This is a genomic window from Acidovorax sp. ST3 (genome assembly GCF_003231145.1).
Lineage (GTDB): Bacteria > Pseudomonadota > Gammaproteobacteria > Burkholderiales > Burkholderiaceae_C > Acidovorax.
Genome location: NZ_QKVP01000002.1, coordinates 640,147 through 655,850, shown reverse-complemented (window position 1 = coordinate 655,850; position 15,704 = coordinate 640,147). Strand labels below are relative to the sequence as shown.

The following is a 15,704-nucleotide window of genomic DNA, read 5'->3' as shown; positions in this document are numbered from 1 at the left end:
AGCCCTATGCCCTTCCATCCGCCAGCGTCTGTTCGGCTGCATGCAGTTCACGCGCAAGCGCTGTCCCGCCTTCACAAAACGCGATCGCCTGCTGGACCAGCATCTCCCGGGGCAGCTGCAGCTCCCAGTGTAAGGCCGCCAGCATCGGTATAAACGGGAAGTTGGCCTTGTACCAATCAGCGCTGGCGATGGCCTCGACGCCAGGCAGTGCATTCGCCATTCTGGAGAGGTACTCAGACGGCTCCTCAGGCACGTAAGCCAGGGTCTCGCCTACACCGTGGCTCGCCAAGCCTCGCGGGCTGGCAAGCAAAGAGTCATATCCTGCGTCTGGGCTCCAGAGATTCGGTGTGCTCCAGCGGGTCTCGGGAATCAGCTTCTCGCGTAGAAACTGGTAGCCCTCATCAATGCCCAACAAGGCCGTCCAGAGAAGCAGAATGGGTATGAGGGTCGAACACGACATCCCGTCGTCGGTTGGCTCTTCAAAGTCGAAGCGAACCTGCAGCTGCTGCTCTAGTGTCTGCACCGTTGGCCAAAGCTCCCTCTTGAACCGCGCGACGCCAAGCCGTTGGCAGAGCGCACTCACCCAGCTTTTGGCCTCATTCATGTGTCCTGTGATGGCCAACAACAACAAGGCATGATGGATATCCGTCGCCTGATGGTCGAAGGCAGGGAGCTGCAGGCCTGAATGGGTCTCCAGCAGCCAGATGAGCCGGCGCGCGTACGCCCAGTGCATGCCGACATCCTCACGACTAGACTTGCTGTGCCAAGCCCAGAAACAGCCCTGGAGCCCAAGCCGCCCTGCTTCTTCGAAGATGCGCTTGGAGACGAACAAGTGGTCAGGAAGCACGTAAGCAAAGGCGTCCTGTGTCCTGTAGAACTCGTCAAGCCGCTTGTGATAGCGCACGGCGACGCCCATGGTCTCGCCCAAGAGCAGCTCGAACTCGTTGGTGCAGTCAGAATCGGTCGCGCCTGAGATCTCCCCATGGAGCTTGGACCACACAGCCAGGACGGCGTATTCAGCCAGCCTGTAGGGCGCCAACACGTTCTCTTCGGCGGCGCCTCGAAGCGCCAGTGCCGACAGCACCGCCCGAACACCCCTCAACGCCAGCAGCGTGCGCTTCTTCCGCGAGCCCTTTGAACCATCGGTGGAGGGTAGGTCTGTCACCAATGCGTCGATGAGCTGCCTGCCAATACTGATGCAGAGGTCAGGTTGGCTCACGTTGGCCAGCACCCGTCGGAAGAGCATTCGACGGTCGCTCGGAAGGATGTGCTCATCGAAGAGGTGATCTAACGTCCAAGCTGCCAGCAGTGAGCCGTTGACAGCGACGACATCTATTCCGTGCCTTTCTTTCAAAGATTCAAAGTAGCCGGTCATGTTCGGCAGCACGTTCGACGAGAACTCGCCGTTCGTTACGACCATGGCTTTCCTTGGCAGCTTCTTATGCTCCGGAGGGATGTTGCCGCGCATGTACACGTCAACCAGGTCCTCCAGCGAGTGGCGAATCGACTGCGGTCCGACGTTCCACTCGTTCCGGCCAACGTTGCCGCACTTGAGGACCCACATGAAAAGCGTCTTGCGTCCGTCGTCGGCCTTTCCAACAGACGCCATGTCAACGCCTTGCTCACGCACACCTCGCTGGGCGGTGTGCAGGACCTGATGTCCCATGCCAGAGATGAGCAGGGGCATAAAGACATCGAGCTCCCCCGACTCCTTCATCAAACTGAGGTAATCGGCGACCAAAAGGTGCAGCGCGTCTTTCATCTCGACGTCCGCCGCATCTGTATCCTGTGAAGAAGCCCACGCATGGGGTCAGACAGCTCTGACGAAGGCAGTTCGACCGCATGGCTGAAGTGCCCCATGTCGCTGATGGGGGACGGCCCATTCTGCATGTGGCTTGTGAAGCGATGGCCCTGAGCGATGTGAACCGTCGTCACCATGGAGGCGAAAAATGACCTTGCTTCTGCCCCGCGGTGTATTTCACGCTGCTGCTTCAGACGCGCGGTTCTGAACGCCATGGCATCTGCATCACCAATATGGAGCTCCGGCCGCTTAGGTAGCCGCTCCAGGTACCGCTTCCAGGCCATGACGATGGCATAGACCCCGCGGAAAACCTCGGCGCCCCGTTCACGCCTGAGTGCCGACGCGGCGAGGGGCTTCAGAAACTCCTCCGTCGCGCGAGGAAATTCGTCCTTCAGAAGGTTGAACATCTGTCTCGCGAGTTCGATACCAACATCGCCAAGGCTCACCATCCTGGCAATGTCGGCCGCGAACTGACACAACACGCCACCATCAGCGAGCAGTCCGAGAAGGCGGCGAACGGCTTTGGTCTTGGCCAGCAGGGAAGCTCGTGCGAAGAGCGCTTCATCCAATCCCGCAGGCGCACGGTTTGCTGCAACGAGGTCCAGCGCGGCGCTTATGACGTTGAAGGATGCTGTGGGACTGAGCAGCCATTCGGTCAGAACTTCCTTGAACAGCGCTGCATCTTCACAGAGTACGTAAAAGGTCGAATCGAAGCGGTTGAGCACGTCGTCAGGCCCGTCTCCCAGCCCGCGTACGCAGTCAACCGCAATCGATCGTTGGCTCTGCCTCTTCAGGCAGGAACTCAGGGCAAGGTCCACGTCGTCGGAAACAGAAGAGTCGGTGCAGGCGAGCGTCACGAGACGCCGAAGCACGCCCGCCAGGGGGACGGCGTTGACGGCGTAGACTGCGCCATCCATCCTGAAAAGAGTGCGAGCAACATGCTGGGCGGCTAGCGAGACACCTCGCTCAAGACCGTCGGCCACCAGCGCGAAGGCTTCGGCATCAAACTGCCCAAACTCGACCAGGCAGTACCAAGCATCGTGTGCATTCGTTTCTAGCAAACCTTTCAACCAGATGAGCATGGGCTGACGGTGCAACGCCAGCAAGGCTCTGACCTCGGCTGTCCGCCAAGGAATGGCTGCGACGAGAGCGCGGACGGTCCTTTGGTCGTTCGCCTGCGGCTCCAAACGCTCAACGACGAACTGGGCAGCGGCGAAGGGATGTGCCATGGCGAAGCTGTTTGCCCAGGCCCGACAAGCTATGTCAGTGATGGTGCTGTCGCTGTCGAAACACGCGGCTAGCTCTTTTGGTAGAGAAGGCCGGCTTGCGAATCGAGTTTGGAGGGCTTCAGAGATGTAGTGAGCTCGCGAGTCAGTCCCGACTGAAGCCATTCGCAGGAGGCGCGTTAGCCGCAGCACGTCCGCCTGGCTTGACAGGCCTAGGGCCGGCAGCAAGGTTTTGCAGGCAACGTACTGGTCGACCTGAGACCAACGCTCGAAGCAATCGAGAAGGTCAACAGCCTGTAAGTCCACTTCTGCCAGACGCTCATGGAGCTGTCGATCCTGCTGTTCGTTCTGAGGCAGGGTAAGGGCTCGAAGCTCGGCAAATCGACCAGACACCAGCAACGCAACCCGCTCCTCAACCGCTTCTTCAGATAGGGGGTCTATAGCGCCTCCACGTACGGTTGCGTTGTTTCATATGGCAGTGTTTCCCCTGTCCGACGTGGGCACTGGCTGACCGACATTAGTGGCCAAAAGATAGCCAGCCGGACGGCGCAGAGCACGTATGAGTCGGTACTTGAGGGTGTCGCCAACCCGCCACACAGTACACGCTGCGCCGCTGCTTCACCACACACCTGATGCACACCGGTACCGACATCCGCACGATGGTGGAACGTCCGGGCCATGCCTGCTTGGCCACCACATTCTCAAGATGGTTGGCACTAACGTTGGAAGTTTACAAGCTTCTCTTATCGAAACCGCGCATTCGCAGAGCAGACGCTGGTGAAAGTCTGCAACCAGCCTCCAGCGGGAATCCCGCACCGCAGGCTCAGCAGCAGCTCAGGGGGCCGACCCTGACAGATAAATTCCCGCCAACGCCCACACCACTTGCGACGATAGCGAAGAGCTGACGTCCGTAAATCTCCACCAACTTGTCATTCGACCAGTAGGTAGTCAAATAATATTTGTTACAACGTTGCCATCGCTCCACAATAGGGCGAAAAGGAGAACGTGCATGACAAGGGAGTCAGGTCCATTGACAGAGGCTGGTACGCCTGACAATTCTGTTGTTACAGAGGCGCCACCTCCCACGGTTCGATTGCAGATCAGCACTGCAAAAAAGCTAAACCTCGCGGCCTTCCAGAACGCAGTACCTGCGTTGCACGAATTGGTGATCGTCAATGAGACCTCGTCGCTGATCAGCGAATTGACTGTTCAATTGGCTTCCGAGCCACCCTTCGTAAAGCCTCGTGTCTGGAACGTGGAATCGGTCGGCGCAGGCGAGAGTTATCACCTGCGTGATCTCGACGTGCAGCTGGACGGCTCTCTCCTTTCGCGGTTGACGGAGGCTGAAACAGCTTCTCTGCGCTTCGAATTACGCAGTCGCAAGCAATCGGATGAAGTTCTTGCGAGGCACGAGTCCGCTGTAGAACTTCTGGCGCGAAATCAATGGGGCGGCATTGGTCACTTGCCAGAGATGGTGGCGGCATTCGTGCAGCCGAACGACCCGGCTATCGACCGGTTGCTCAAAAGTGCAGCCTTGGCATTGCAGACGGGAGGAAAGTCAGGGTCCATCGATGGCTACACCCATGGCTCGAAACGAGCATGGGAGTTGGCGTCGGGTATCTGGGCTGCAGTGCTGCAGCGCAAGCTCAACTACGCGCTGCCGCCCGCCAGCTTTGAGCACGCTGGGCAGAAGGTTCGGAGTCCTTCACAGGTGCTCGATGGTGGCTTGGCAACATGTCTTGATCTTGCTCTGATGTTCGCTGCTTGCCTAGAGCAGGCGCACCTCAACCCCTTGTTGATATTCACACGTGGTCACGCATTTGTCGGCGTGTGGCTGCGGGACGAAGAGTTTTCTACCTCGGTGGTCGACGACATCACAGCGGTGAGAAAGCGCTTGAAGCTGCAGGAAATGTTGGTCTTCGAAACAACCCTCGCTGCTCAGGGACAAGCTGTGAGTTTCAGCCAGGCCATCGCCAATGCAAACCGTCAGTTGTCGGAGGAGGAAGAAGACAAGTTTGAACTCGTCATCGACGTGAAGCGCGCGCGCATGTCGCGCATCAAGCCGCTGGCTCAGGCGCACGCTGTTGCAGAGGCCGCACCAGTTGAGGCGGAGCCAGTGGGAACGGTCGGCATTGAGGATGCCCCGGACCTACCCGAAGATGCCATCACCGAGACGCCGACATCTGAACTCGATCCCAAAGACAGACTGGCCCGGTGGCAGCGCAAACTACTCGATCTGTCACTACGAAACACATTGTTGAATTTCAAGCAGGGGAAAAAGGCGTTGCTGCTGGACGTGGCAGCGCCAGAACTGGAAGACACCCTGGCAGACGGGCAAACGATCAAGCTGCTGCCCAGCCCAGCACTGATGCAAGGCCAAGACCCTCGTAGCCAGCAACTTCACGAGGCAAGAAGCCTTGAAGACCTCCGCCAGGCGCATGCAAAGGACGCCCTGAAGCGCCGTGAGGTATTCATTCGGCTGGAAGATCAAGAACTGGAAGGACGCCTGGTTGAGTTGTATCGAGGCGCCCGCAATGCGATGCAAGAAGGTGGTTCCAACACACTTTTCATTGCGCTCGGGTTCCTGGTCTGGACCCGACCTGATAAGCCAGATGCTCGGGTCAAGGCGCCCTTGATCCTGCTGCCGATCACGCTGAACCGCAAAAGTGCCCGTTCGGGGTTCACGCTGCAAGAACACGAAGATGAGGCGCTGTTCAATCCGACGCTGGTCGAAATGCTTCGACAGGACTTCCAATTGGAGTTGGGCATTGCCGCTGGCGACCTTCCACGTGATGAGTCAGGTCTGGACATAGCAGGCATCTGGAAGCGCGTTCGCAGCGCCATCAAAGATATTCGAGGCTGGGAGGTCAGCGAAGATGTCGTTTTGTCGATGTTCTCCTTTGCCAAGTACCTGATGTGGAAGGACTTGTCAGATCGCACCGACGACTTGCGCAAGTCGCCAGTGGTGGCACACCTGATCGACTCGCCGCGCGAACCCTACCCATCCGCAACGCCCTTCCCCGAGACCCGGAGGCTGGACACTGACTACCCACCGCAGCAGGTGTTCAGTCCACTCCCCGCAGACTCGTCCCAGCTGTCTGCCGTGATGGCTGCTGCCAGAGGCAAGGACTTCGTGTTGATCGGTCCGCCAGGAACCGGCAAGAGCCAGACCATCGCCAACCTGATCGCTCAGTGCCTGGCTGAAAACAAGCGCGTACTTTTCGTGGCTGAAAAGATCGCTGCGCTGGATGTCGTCTTCCGCCGCCTGCGCGAAGTCGGGCTGGGGGAGTTCTGCCTCGAATTGCATTCAAACAAGAGTCGCAAGCTCGACGTGCTGAGCCAGCTCCAGAAGTCCTGGGAGTCCAAAGGTGAGGTGGACGCAGCCACCTGGGAAGCCAAGGCGCGGCAACTGGGTCAAGTACGCGAGCAACTGTCCACCTATGTTGAGCGCCTTCACCACCGTCACAGCAACGGTTGGACGATCTTCAAAGCCATCGGGTGTGTCGTTGGAGGCGATGCTTTACCTGACCTGCGATTCAGCTGGGCCTCTCCGCGTGAGCATGACGAGGCTACCCTGACCGAACTGCGAAATCTCGCCGGTAGGTTGCAGGCCAACGCCGCGGCCGTGAACCCTGATCAGTTGCTGGTCGGCCCCTTGGTGCCTGTGCACGTCACGGAATGGTCGGCCAAGTGGCAACAGGAAATGGTCAGGTCCGCACAGACGCTGCAAACCACCAGTCGTGACTTCCAGACAGCAGCGCTAGCCCTGGGGCAACTGCTCTGCATGGAGTGGCCAGCGCTGCACCGTCAGAACCGGTCAGCGCTCGGTGTACTTGCCAAAGCCTTGCCTCAGGCATCTTCTCAAGATTGGAGTTTCTGCGCGCTGCCGGACAGTGAGACCATCTGTGCCGCCTTGAAAACCGGAAGCGATCTGCTCGGCCAACACCGGGAGATCTCGTCGAAGATGTCCGCTCCTTGGCCGGTCGAGCTACAAAATCGCCTGTCTAATGCTCTCGACTTGCTCGACAAGCACCGAAACCTGCACGCAGAACTTGGAGCGCCCTGGCCATCTGCCGTCAGCGATGAGATCGAACGCGGGGTGCAGTTGATTGAGGAAATGAGTCAACTGCGCGCAGGTCTTTCCGTGAAGTACGGATCAGGCGTTGGACAGCTTAATGTGTCGCAGCTGCAGCGCGATTGGGCCAAGGCCGAAAAAGCGCTCTGGCCGATGTCTTGGCTGGGCAAGCGAAAAGTGCGCAGCATGCTTGAGGGCGTCATCGACGGCACCGGTGAACCACGTGTTGCCGATGATCTGTCTGCACTCGTGCGCATCAAGAGCCTACGCGAAGAGGTCCAGCAACTGAACCCGGGTGCTGCTGCCGAAGGCCTGTGGGCTGGTATCAAGACCCGGGTTGATCACGCCCGCAGCGCCTTGAAGGCCAACATGGCTCTGCATGCCGCACGCATGCGTAAGCCATTTGAGCTGGAGGGCTTGGACGCAGCATCAGAGGGGTACTGCGGTGAGCGCTGGACACGCGAGGCTCAACGCCTGAAGACCTTGTTAGACCTGGATCATCGCCTGACCGAGTGCGCATCGCTATCGGAAAGCAGCCATGGACTTTGGCAAGGGCACAACACCGATTCCGCAGTTCTTCGTTCAGCGATCGCATTTGAACGCGAGCGATTGATCTTGCTTAAAAGGGGCATGCTGCAGGCACCGCACCAGGAGGTGGCCGATGGGCGATGCGGCACAGCACTACAACAACAGCATGAGTGGTTGCAGAGACGCAGTGCGGTGGAGGCTCGGCTGCTTTCCATGACTGGTCTCGCTACCGAATGCCCTGAGGTCTGGAATGCATTAGATACCGACAGCGACGTGATCGAGCGAGCGCTGAAGTTCCATGCCTCGCTGAAGGCTGGCTTGTCTGGCCTTGGGTTGGATTCTTCTGCCGTAGCTGAGGCGCGTCGCAGCTTGCATCAGGTGCTCGCAACTCGTCGCGCTGAACTGGGTGACTTCGGCGTGATTGGGCAAGCCTGTCATGGGGTTATGGCGAAACTGACAGACATCAACAGTGCGACAGAACAGTTTTGCAGCAACGCAGCGCAGCCAGACACCGTCCATCGCGCGTTCGCAGACCTTGAGCCCGTTGTGCTGGCCGAGATGGCAGGACAATTGGAGTCCCATCACCAAGGCCTGCACGCATGGTGCGCCTGGCGCCATGCTCAGGTCGATGCACGCAATGCAGGACTCCCGGCACTGGTGAGCGCTATCGAGGCAGGTGATGTGACCACAGCGCAGGTGCCAGCCGCGTTCGAGGTGAACTATGCCCGCTGGTGGCTCGCGGAAGCGGTGGACGAGGACGAGGTTCTCAAGCGATTTGTCTCCGCTGAGCATGAACTTCGCATTCAGGAGTTCCGCGCCCTGGATGAAGAGTTCACCAAGGTGTCCCGCGAATGGATTCGCGCCAAGCTGTGTGCCAACCTGCCGGCAACCGATAGCATCCAACGTAACAGCGAATGGGGCATCCTGCGGCACGAGATCACCAAGAAGAAACAGCACAAACCGCTGCGCCAACTGCTGCAAGAAATCCCATCGGTTGTGCTGCGGCTGACCCCGTGTTTGCTAATGAGCCCGTTGTCGATCGCTCAGTACCTCTCGGCCGAAGCCAGCAACTTCGACCTGGTGGTGTTTGATGAAGCCTCACAAATTCCGGTGTGGGACGCCATCGGTGCTATGGCTCGGGGCAAGCAAGTGGTGATGGTGGGTGATCCGAAACAATTGCCCCCCACTAACTTCTTCGGCCGCAGCGAAGGCACTGATGGTGACGAGGACGTCGTGGAGGGCGATCTGGAAAGCATCCTCGACGAGTGCCTAGGTGCTAGCCTGCCCACGCGCAATCTGTCTTGGCACTACCGCTCACGCCATGAAAGCCTGATCGCCTTCAGCAACCACCGCTACTACGGGGGTGGTCTCGTCACTTTTCCGTCGCCCGTCACAGACGACCGCGCCGTTAGCTTCCACCTGGTGAAGGGGCGCTATGAAAAAGGCGGTGCCCGCATCAATCAACCAGAGGCCCAGGCACTGGTGGCCGATCTCGTGAGCAGACTCAAGCGCCCGGGCTTCCGGGAGTCCGGCCTGACCATTGGTGTGGTGACATTCAACTCCGAACAGCAGGGACTGATCGAAGACTTGCTTGACGATGAGCGCCGCAAAGACCCCGGCTTGGAGCCCTACTTTTCGGAAATGGAACTCGAACCGGTGTTCGTGAAGAACTTGGAGAGTGTGCAAGGTGACGAGCGCGACATCATGTATTTCTCGATCACCTACGGGCCTGACATGGCCGGTACCGTGTCGATGAACTTCGGCCCACTGAACCGCGACGGCGGTGAGCGGCGCCTGAATGTGGCAGTGACGCGCGCCAGGCATGAATTGCGCGTGTTTTCTAGTCTCCGTGGAGAACAGATGGACCTGTCGCGCACCAAGGCGAACGGCGTACGAGACCTGAAGCACTTTCTGGAGTTTGCAGAACTTGGGCCGCGGGCGCTGGCCGAAGCGCACCACGGCAGTCAAGGTGACTTTGAAAGTCCTTTCGAAGCCGGTGTGGCCACTGCGCTGGGACGCAAGGGTTGGCAGGTGCACACCCAGATTGGTGCTTCGTCGTTCCGCGTGGACCTGGGCGTGGTGCACCCGGACTTTCCGGGTCGCTATCTAGCGGGAGTGGAGTGTGACGGGGCAACCTACCACCGCTCCGCTACCGCACGCGACCGGGACAAGTTGCGAGAACAGGTGCTACGCGGGCTTGGTTGGGAAATCGTGCGCATCTGGTCTACTGACTGGTGGGTAAATCCGGGCGGCACCCTGGAGCGTGTACACGCAGCGCTAACTGAACTGCTTGAGAAAGACCGGGGGCAGCGAGCCAATGAAGTCATCGAGCTACCTGACGAGCCACTCGCCGAGGCGAGTGGTCCAGATGTCACGCCGAGCCTTGACGTGATCAACGAGGCCGAAGCCGCTATTGCACGCGCTGCATCGGGCCTTCGACTGCCCTCCGTCAGCGCTCCGTTGGAAACCGCAGCGCAGACAGAGGTTGTCTATGCACGCGTGGCTTCGCCTTTACCAGTTGCGGAAAACAAGGCTCCTGACGACCAGACAGATCACCGCTTTCAGGCATCGCAACCCAGCGATGCGGTATCCGCAAACACCATCTCTGCTGACTTGTTCTACGAGCCCAGCTATGACGTGGTGCTACAGCAGATGGTCGAGTGGATAGTGACGTGCGAAGGACCTGTGTTAGATACGGTTCTGGCCCGACGCATCGCGCGTGCTCATGGTTTTCAACGCACGGGTAGCCGAATTCAGGAACGGATCGAGAAGGTCGCGCAACAGCTCTTTAAAGCCACAGAGGAAACTGGTGGAACCTTCTACTGGCCTCGTGAAGTTGAACCGTGCGAAGAAATACCTTTCCGTCGTCCAGCGGACGACGACAGCGCACGGAGCGTCGAAGAAATCTGTACGGCGGAGCTTTTGTCGCTCGCCCGCTGGGTGTTGCACCGAGGGCTCTCCGAACAAGAATCTGTGGTGGCAATGGCTCGCGAGTTGGGCATGCAGAGGCTCCGCGAGGCAAGCCGCATTCGAATTGAAAACGCACTGCTGATGGGACGCGAGCTCAAGTAGTTTGTAGGTGCTTCAGGATACTTCAACTCGGTGTTGACCGAGAGGGTGTTGTGTACAAACAGGCGTCATCGCGCTTGTAGCTATGCAAATCTTAATACAGAAAGCTTCTCAGCGCAGTTCATCGAGCAGGAGTCAGTCCCTCGCGATGCGACCGTCGTTGATCACACATGGCAGTACGTCAACAAGAAGGGCGGACCTGACCGGCGATTCAACAGCTCGCGGGATTGCATTGAAGTGTCTATTAGACAAGACTTGCCTCTTGCCTGAACTGCTACTACGACAGCAATTGGCAAACAGCGCATGCTCGACGACAAATGTCGGCTGATTGCAATCAGCCTGTACCTGCCGGCTGCATTCCGTCTAGCGTTCAGCAACTGAGTGTGGTGCCTTCTGGCAAAAAGAAGGACTGGTTCGCTTTGCTGGTTCATCGCCTCTGGGGTTGGGCTGCCATGTGGATGGTTCCTGCTGCGGCACTGTCTATCCGCCGACTCTAGCGAGCACCTTGCGCTCAATAGTTGGGCAGCTATTGCATAACGCCCTTCAGATCCCCCAAGGCATCCCGACTGTGGATGATCGCTCCACCGTAGCCACATTTTTGATATCTGCTTCACAAATGCAAAGTTGTGGCTACGGCTTTTCAATTGATGTAATGAATGCCTATCAATTGCCTATACCCGGCTTATATTTGGTTATCAGTTACGGTATTTGACAGCAAGAACACATTCTTTAAAAATAAATGCGGCATATATATCATGTGGGTAGTTTCCATCAAGTGAATATTGAAATTCGTACGGGGTTTCATGTTCAAAAACAAAAAAACCACTGTCGCTACTTAGCGTCCTTAGTGTTGGGTGTAGAGCGAAGTTGCAACCAGGCACTCTTTTCGGCCAACTCTGCATTTCGACGTAATAGTCATCCCATTCTGATATGTTTGCAATGAGGTCATCCGAACCTTCCGGCATAAAAACCAGAACGCATTCCTCCGCGACTTTGGAGAAATCTGCTGATTCGTCTTGAACATGTGACATGTGTACCAAGGTATTTATGGAGGAAGGCGGATTTCCTTCCTGGTAAAAGCCTCCTTGCCAAGCTGAAGTCAGAATGGAATTTAAGTTTGAATTGGTTTGTGTGCTGAGGTTTTTGCGTGGTACGCCCACCGCGGTAATTTCAGTCGGTACTAAATTTGCAAAAAGATTTTTCATGGGGAGGATTTAAAAAAGATGCATTCGTTCATGGAATCAGCGTCTGCAATGAATATAGTCCCGTTGTTTATACAAATGAACTAAAGGTTCCGCTGATCTAATTTTCTTTTCAGAAAAATTGGGCTATTCGACGTTCTTCGAAACGCTAGCGAAGAGCTGATTGAGATAGCTTGGTAGTAGTGCATTAATTTCTGGTGATGCGAGTACGGGAAATAGGTTCTTCATGTTGTGTGAAAGTTGATTGTTGACGTGCAGGTACTTATTCAAGTGACGCCTGCAATCAATATATTGACCATGTTTATATTGCACTGTCTCAGGATGCAGGGTTACAGAAATTTTTTGTTTCCGTCCATCGCACACTCGTGTATTCGCAAGAGTGCCCGAGAGCATCGCCACCGGAACGATTGGTCAGGGGTGTACGCGATGCCACAACCTGCATAGGGCAGAGCACGTTTTTCTGCGCTCAGGCGACTCCAAGGAGCGCAAAACACCCGTGGCAGTAAACGGTCGTCAGATCGCCCGGGAAACTAAGGACGGCTGAGGCTCTTTTGCGCGTCCTGTGCTAAGTGCACGCGGACTCGTGGAAACCCTGCTGGTTCTGTTTTGTCTAGGGTCGATAGATTGCGAGAGTCTCCCGCCCTCTCCGCCAAATATGACGTAAGCCCTTGAATCCAAACGGATAGCTTTGATTCAAGGGCTTTTTCGTTTCTGAGTGGTACACCAGCCTGGTACACCGGGGCGGGGCACCCACGTTGCGGTTTGCGACCAGGCGCACCCCGCTGTTCTTCGCCATGTCGGCGGCAGAGTGGGCGGACTGCGACCACTGGTCCAGACGGCCGTTGTCACCGGGCAGATGCACGGGCTAAGGGCGACGTTGCAGTCTCGGCCGACATAGGTGTACAGCTGCTTAGCGCGCACTTCCTGGGCGAGGTCGGCAGCCAGGGTCGGCATCACGAAGTAACACTCACCGTCCTCCTTGAGCTGCAGGATGGACGTCAGGGTCCTCGACCACCTGATCGTCACTGCGCACTCAACTCAGTCCATGGCCGAGCGCGGCCTAGTTTGAGTCAAGGGCCTGCAGGCCCGCTTCTCGACTTGGCTGTAGCCTTCGGCGGGAAGCAAATTTAAAACAGCTGTCTACCCTGAAGTGGCAACTTCGCCATGACTTGATGTTTTCACCATGACCGACCAAACGAACTCCATCCGCCCGGAAGCTGAAATCGAGAAGCACGAGCTCTTCTACGTAGTCATCTCGACCGAAAGCGACTTCTGCAACCTCTACTACGACGACCGCGAGGCGATGGGTTGCTACAAGGTGTGTGCACCTAGCGGCCTTGCGCCCAGCGTTGCCGCTGTAGCGGCGCTGGGCGCTGTTCACTCGGTCGTGCCCATTAAGCATCTGTGGCGCTTTGAGAGCCGGGTGTTTGACGGCGATGGACAAGAGGTCGAACCCGACTACGACCTAGACTGGTACGACACGGCCGAGGAACACAAAGCCTATGTCGTGAAGTAAACACCACGACCGCATTCACACCATCGAAGAAGGCCTCCCGAGGGAGTGCCCGGGTGAATCGCCTACATGGTCCGCCCAAGGAGAACAAGCTTCTACGTCGTGATGGTCTGAAGGGTTTGCTGCCTTACATCCGGGCTGTTGGTGCAGTGGTTGCTGCTGCCCATGATGGCTATTCGCGGCTGGAGTTCCTATCTCCGGGATGTACTCAAGGTACTGGCGATTCATCGGAATTTCCCAACCCGGGTTGACCGTCATTCCATCAATACGCTAGGTGCAGGTTCTCCTTCCAATCGGTGTTGTAGGTCATTGGCGCGCCGCGCTGACGGGTCAGGCAGTCGTCGTCTCAAGCGGGTTCCAACGGGTTCGATCGAAGGCCACACCCCTGGCTAGAACTGCCCACGCGGTGCGCGCCATCTTGTTGGCCAACGCCACCACCACGACGTTGTAATGTCGCCGCTGCAGCAACCGTTCAATCCAGTCAGATTTTCCGGATCGGGCAATCACAGCCCTAGCGCCGGCGACCAACAAGGTTCGCAAGTAGGTGTCTCCGCGCTTGGAGATGCCCAATTGCTGCGTCTTCCCGCCGGTGCCCACGTGACGAGGGACCAACCCTACCCATGAAGCGAACTGCCGCGCGGATTTGAATGTGCAGAAGTCTCCGACCGCCGCCACCAGCGCCGAGGCTGTCAGGTCTCCGACACCAGGAATCTGCTGAATTGCCTGCATCTGCCGGTCCTCTCGAATCATGGCGCCCAGCCGCTGGCCAATGTGGTCGATGTCATCTTGCAATCCATCAATACGCTTGAGTTGCTCCTGGACGCAGATGACCAGATCGGCAGGCAGGTGACCCTTCTCCTGGGCCTCAGCGATTTCGGCCTGGATCATCTTGAGCAACTGGTTGTGCCCCACGGGCATGGCAATGCCGAACTCGGCCAGGATGCCTCGCAGGGCATTGGTTTGCATGATGCGCATCTTCATCATCTGACGACGCATGCCGTGCAGTGCCAGACAAGCTTGCTGGCGCTCCGATTTCACGGGGACCGGCAAGATGTGCGGCTGCTGTGCCGCCACCCAGATTGCCTGTGCATCCATCGCATCGGTCTTGTCACGCAGCAAGAAGGCTTTGACATGCTGGGCAGGCAACAGCTTGACCTCATGCCCCAGTGCCCGGATCGTCCTGGCCCAGTAATGCGATGACCCGCAAGCTTCCATCGCAACCAAGCTGCGGGTGCACTTGGCGAAGAATTCCGTGAGTTTGGCTCGTTTGATTTGGCGTCGCTGGATCTCACCCGACTCCACATCTACGATGTGCAGTTGGAACACAGACTTGGCCAAGTCCAGTCCGATGACAGGCAGGTTTAGAGTCGATTGCATGGTGGCCTCCAGGTTCAGTGGTTGCGAGGGTTGCCACTCTGGCACTTTGCAACTGAACTTGCGACATCTACCCGGCTCTACGGGATGACGACCGCATGTCAGCAGCAGTGGCGGAGGTGGGCGGACCATGCCATCTCCGGGTTTCGAGGAGGCTGTTTGGTTTAAGTCAGCCCACTGCCACAGTGGCCTGACTGACGAGTTGCCGGTAGTAGTTTGCCTCGCTTCTGCTGGGGGATGTATCCGATAGGCTCAAGCAGACGGTGCTGGTTGAACCAGTGCACCCACTCCAGCGTGGCGAACTCCACGGCTTCCTTGGTTTTCCAGGGAGCCCTGCGGTGAATCAATTCGGCCTTGTACAGGCCGTTGATGGTCTCGGCCAGCGCGTTGTCATAGCTGTCGCCCTTGCTGCCCACTGACGGTTCGATGCCCGCTTCAGCCAGTCGTTCAGAGTACCGAATGCTGACGTATTGCGACCCGCGGTCGCTGTGACATATCAAGCTTCCATCGCGTTCGGGCTGGCGGGCGTACAGGGCTTGCTCCAGCGCATCAAGCACGAAGTCCGTTCGCATTGAACTGCTCACCCGCCAGCCCACGATGCGCCTGGCAAACACATCGATGACGAAGGCTACATACAGCCAGCCCTGCCAGGTCGATACGTAAGTGAAGTCGCTGACCCAAAACTGATTGGGCCGTTCGGCGCGAAACTGCCGGTTGACCCGATCCAGCGGGCTTGGCGCATTTGCATCGCCGACCGTGGTGCGCACCACCTTTCCACGCATCACATCGCGCAGGCCCATGCTGCGCATCAGTCGCTCGACCGTACAACGCGCCACTGTCACACATTCGCATGCAAGTTGGGTGGCCCCCCGCTTCGTCCGCCTTCTCCGCGTGTGCTTTGGTTGTTCACCTGTGT

General features: G+C 57.7%; 6 protein-coding genes and 1 pseudogene. 2 read left to right on the top strand and 5 right to left on the bottom strand.

Annotated elements, in window-relative coordinates; genetic code table 11:
• Nucleotides 1-4: 4 nt before the first annotated feature.
• Both DNK89_RS07825 and DNK89_RS07820 read right to left on the bottom strand, forming a co-directional pair.
• Nucleotides 5-1,762 (bottom strand): hypothetical protein, encoded by a 1,758-nt coding sequence (locus tag DNK89_RS07825; RefSeq protein WP_110959602.1) that lies wholly within the window; start codon nucleotides 1,760-1,762, stop codon nucleotides 5-7.
• Nucleotides 1,759-3,030, bottom strand: coding sequence for a hypothetical protein (locus DNK89_RS07820; RefSeq protein WP_153064260.1), 1,272 nt, complete (start codon nucleotides 3,028-3,030; stop codon nucleotides 1,759-1,761). The genes DNK89_RS07825 and DNK89_RS07820 overlap by 4 nt, the downstream gene beginning before the upstream one ends.
• Before the next feature lie 1,090 nt (nucleotides 3,031-4,120).
• Here DNK89_RS07820 and DNK89_RS07815 point away from each other — a divergent pair.
• Complete coding sequence (locus DNK89_RS07815; RefSeq protein ID WP_370220878.1) at nucleotides 4,121-10,702, top strand: DUF3320 domain-containing protein; 6,582 nt, start codon at nucleotides 4,121-4,123, stop codon at nucleotides 10,700-10,702.
• Between the two features lie 692 nt (nucleotides 10,703-11,394).
• On the opposite strand, the gene DNK89_RS24210 is transcribed toward DNK89_RS07815, so the two are convergent.
• Nucleotides 11,395-11,904, bottom strand: a complete 510-nt coding sequence (locus tag DNK89_RS24210) for a hypothetical protein (RefSeq protein ID WP_153064259.1) — start codon at nucleotides 11,902-11,904, stop codon at nucleotides 11,395-11,397.
• A 1,180-nt stretch (nucleotides 11,905-13,084) separates the two neighbouring features.
• Between DNK89_RS24210 and DNK89_RS07810 the strand changes: the two genes are divergently transcribed.
• The gene (locus tag DNK89_RS07810) at nucleotides 13,085-13,417 is read left to right on the top strand and encodes a hypothetical protein (RefSeq protein ID WP_110959599.1); all 333 of its coding nucleotides are present in this window, start codon (nucleotides 13,085-13,087) and stop codon (nucleotides 13,415-13,417) included.
• A gap of 327 nt (nucleotides 13,418-13,744) precedes the next feature.
• Here DNK89_RS07810 and DNK89_RS07805 read toward each other — a convergent pair whose 3' ends face one another.
• Complete coding sequence (locus tag DNK89_RS07805; protein WP_110959598.1) at nucleotides 13,745-14,791, bottom strand: IS110 family transposase; 1,047 nt, start codon at nucleotides 14,789-14,791, stop codon at nucleotides 13,745-13,747.
• Between the two features lie 166 nt (nucleotides 14,792-14,957).
• Nucleotides 14,958-15,648: pseudogene (locus DNK89_RS07800) on the bottom strand (IS3 family transposase); the annotation flags it as partial.
• Nucleotides 15,649-15,704 lie beyond the last annotated feature (56 nt).

Bases quoted from the DNA above. Each gene is read 5' to 3' on its own strand.
- DNK89_RS24210 (WP_153064259.1), bottom strand. From the start codon at position 11,904: ATGAAAAATCTTTTTGCAAATTTAGTACCGACTGAAATTACCGCGGTG.
- DNK89_RS07810 (WP_110959599.1), top strand. From the start codon at position 13,085: ATGACCGACCAAACGAACTCCATCCGCCCGGAAGCTGAAATCGAGAAG.
- DNK89_RS07825 (WP_110959602.1), bottom strand. From the start codon at position 1,762: ATGAAAGACGCGCTGCACCTTTTGGTCGCCGATTACCTCAGTTTGATG.
- DNK89_RS07805 (WP_110959598.1), bottom strand. From the start codon at position 14,791: ATGCAATCGACTCTAAACCTGCCTGTCATCGGACTGGACTTGGCCAAG.
- DNK89_RS07820 (WP_153064260.1), bottom strand. From the start codon at position 3,030: ATGGCACATCCCTTCGCCGCTGCCCAGTTCGTCGTTGAGCGTTTGGAG.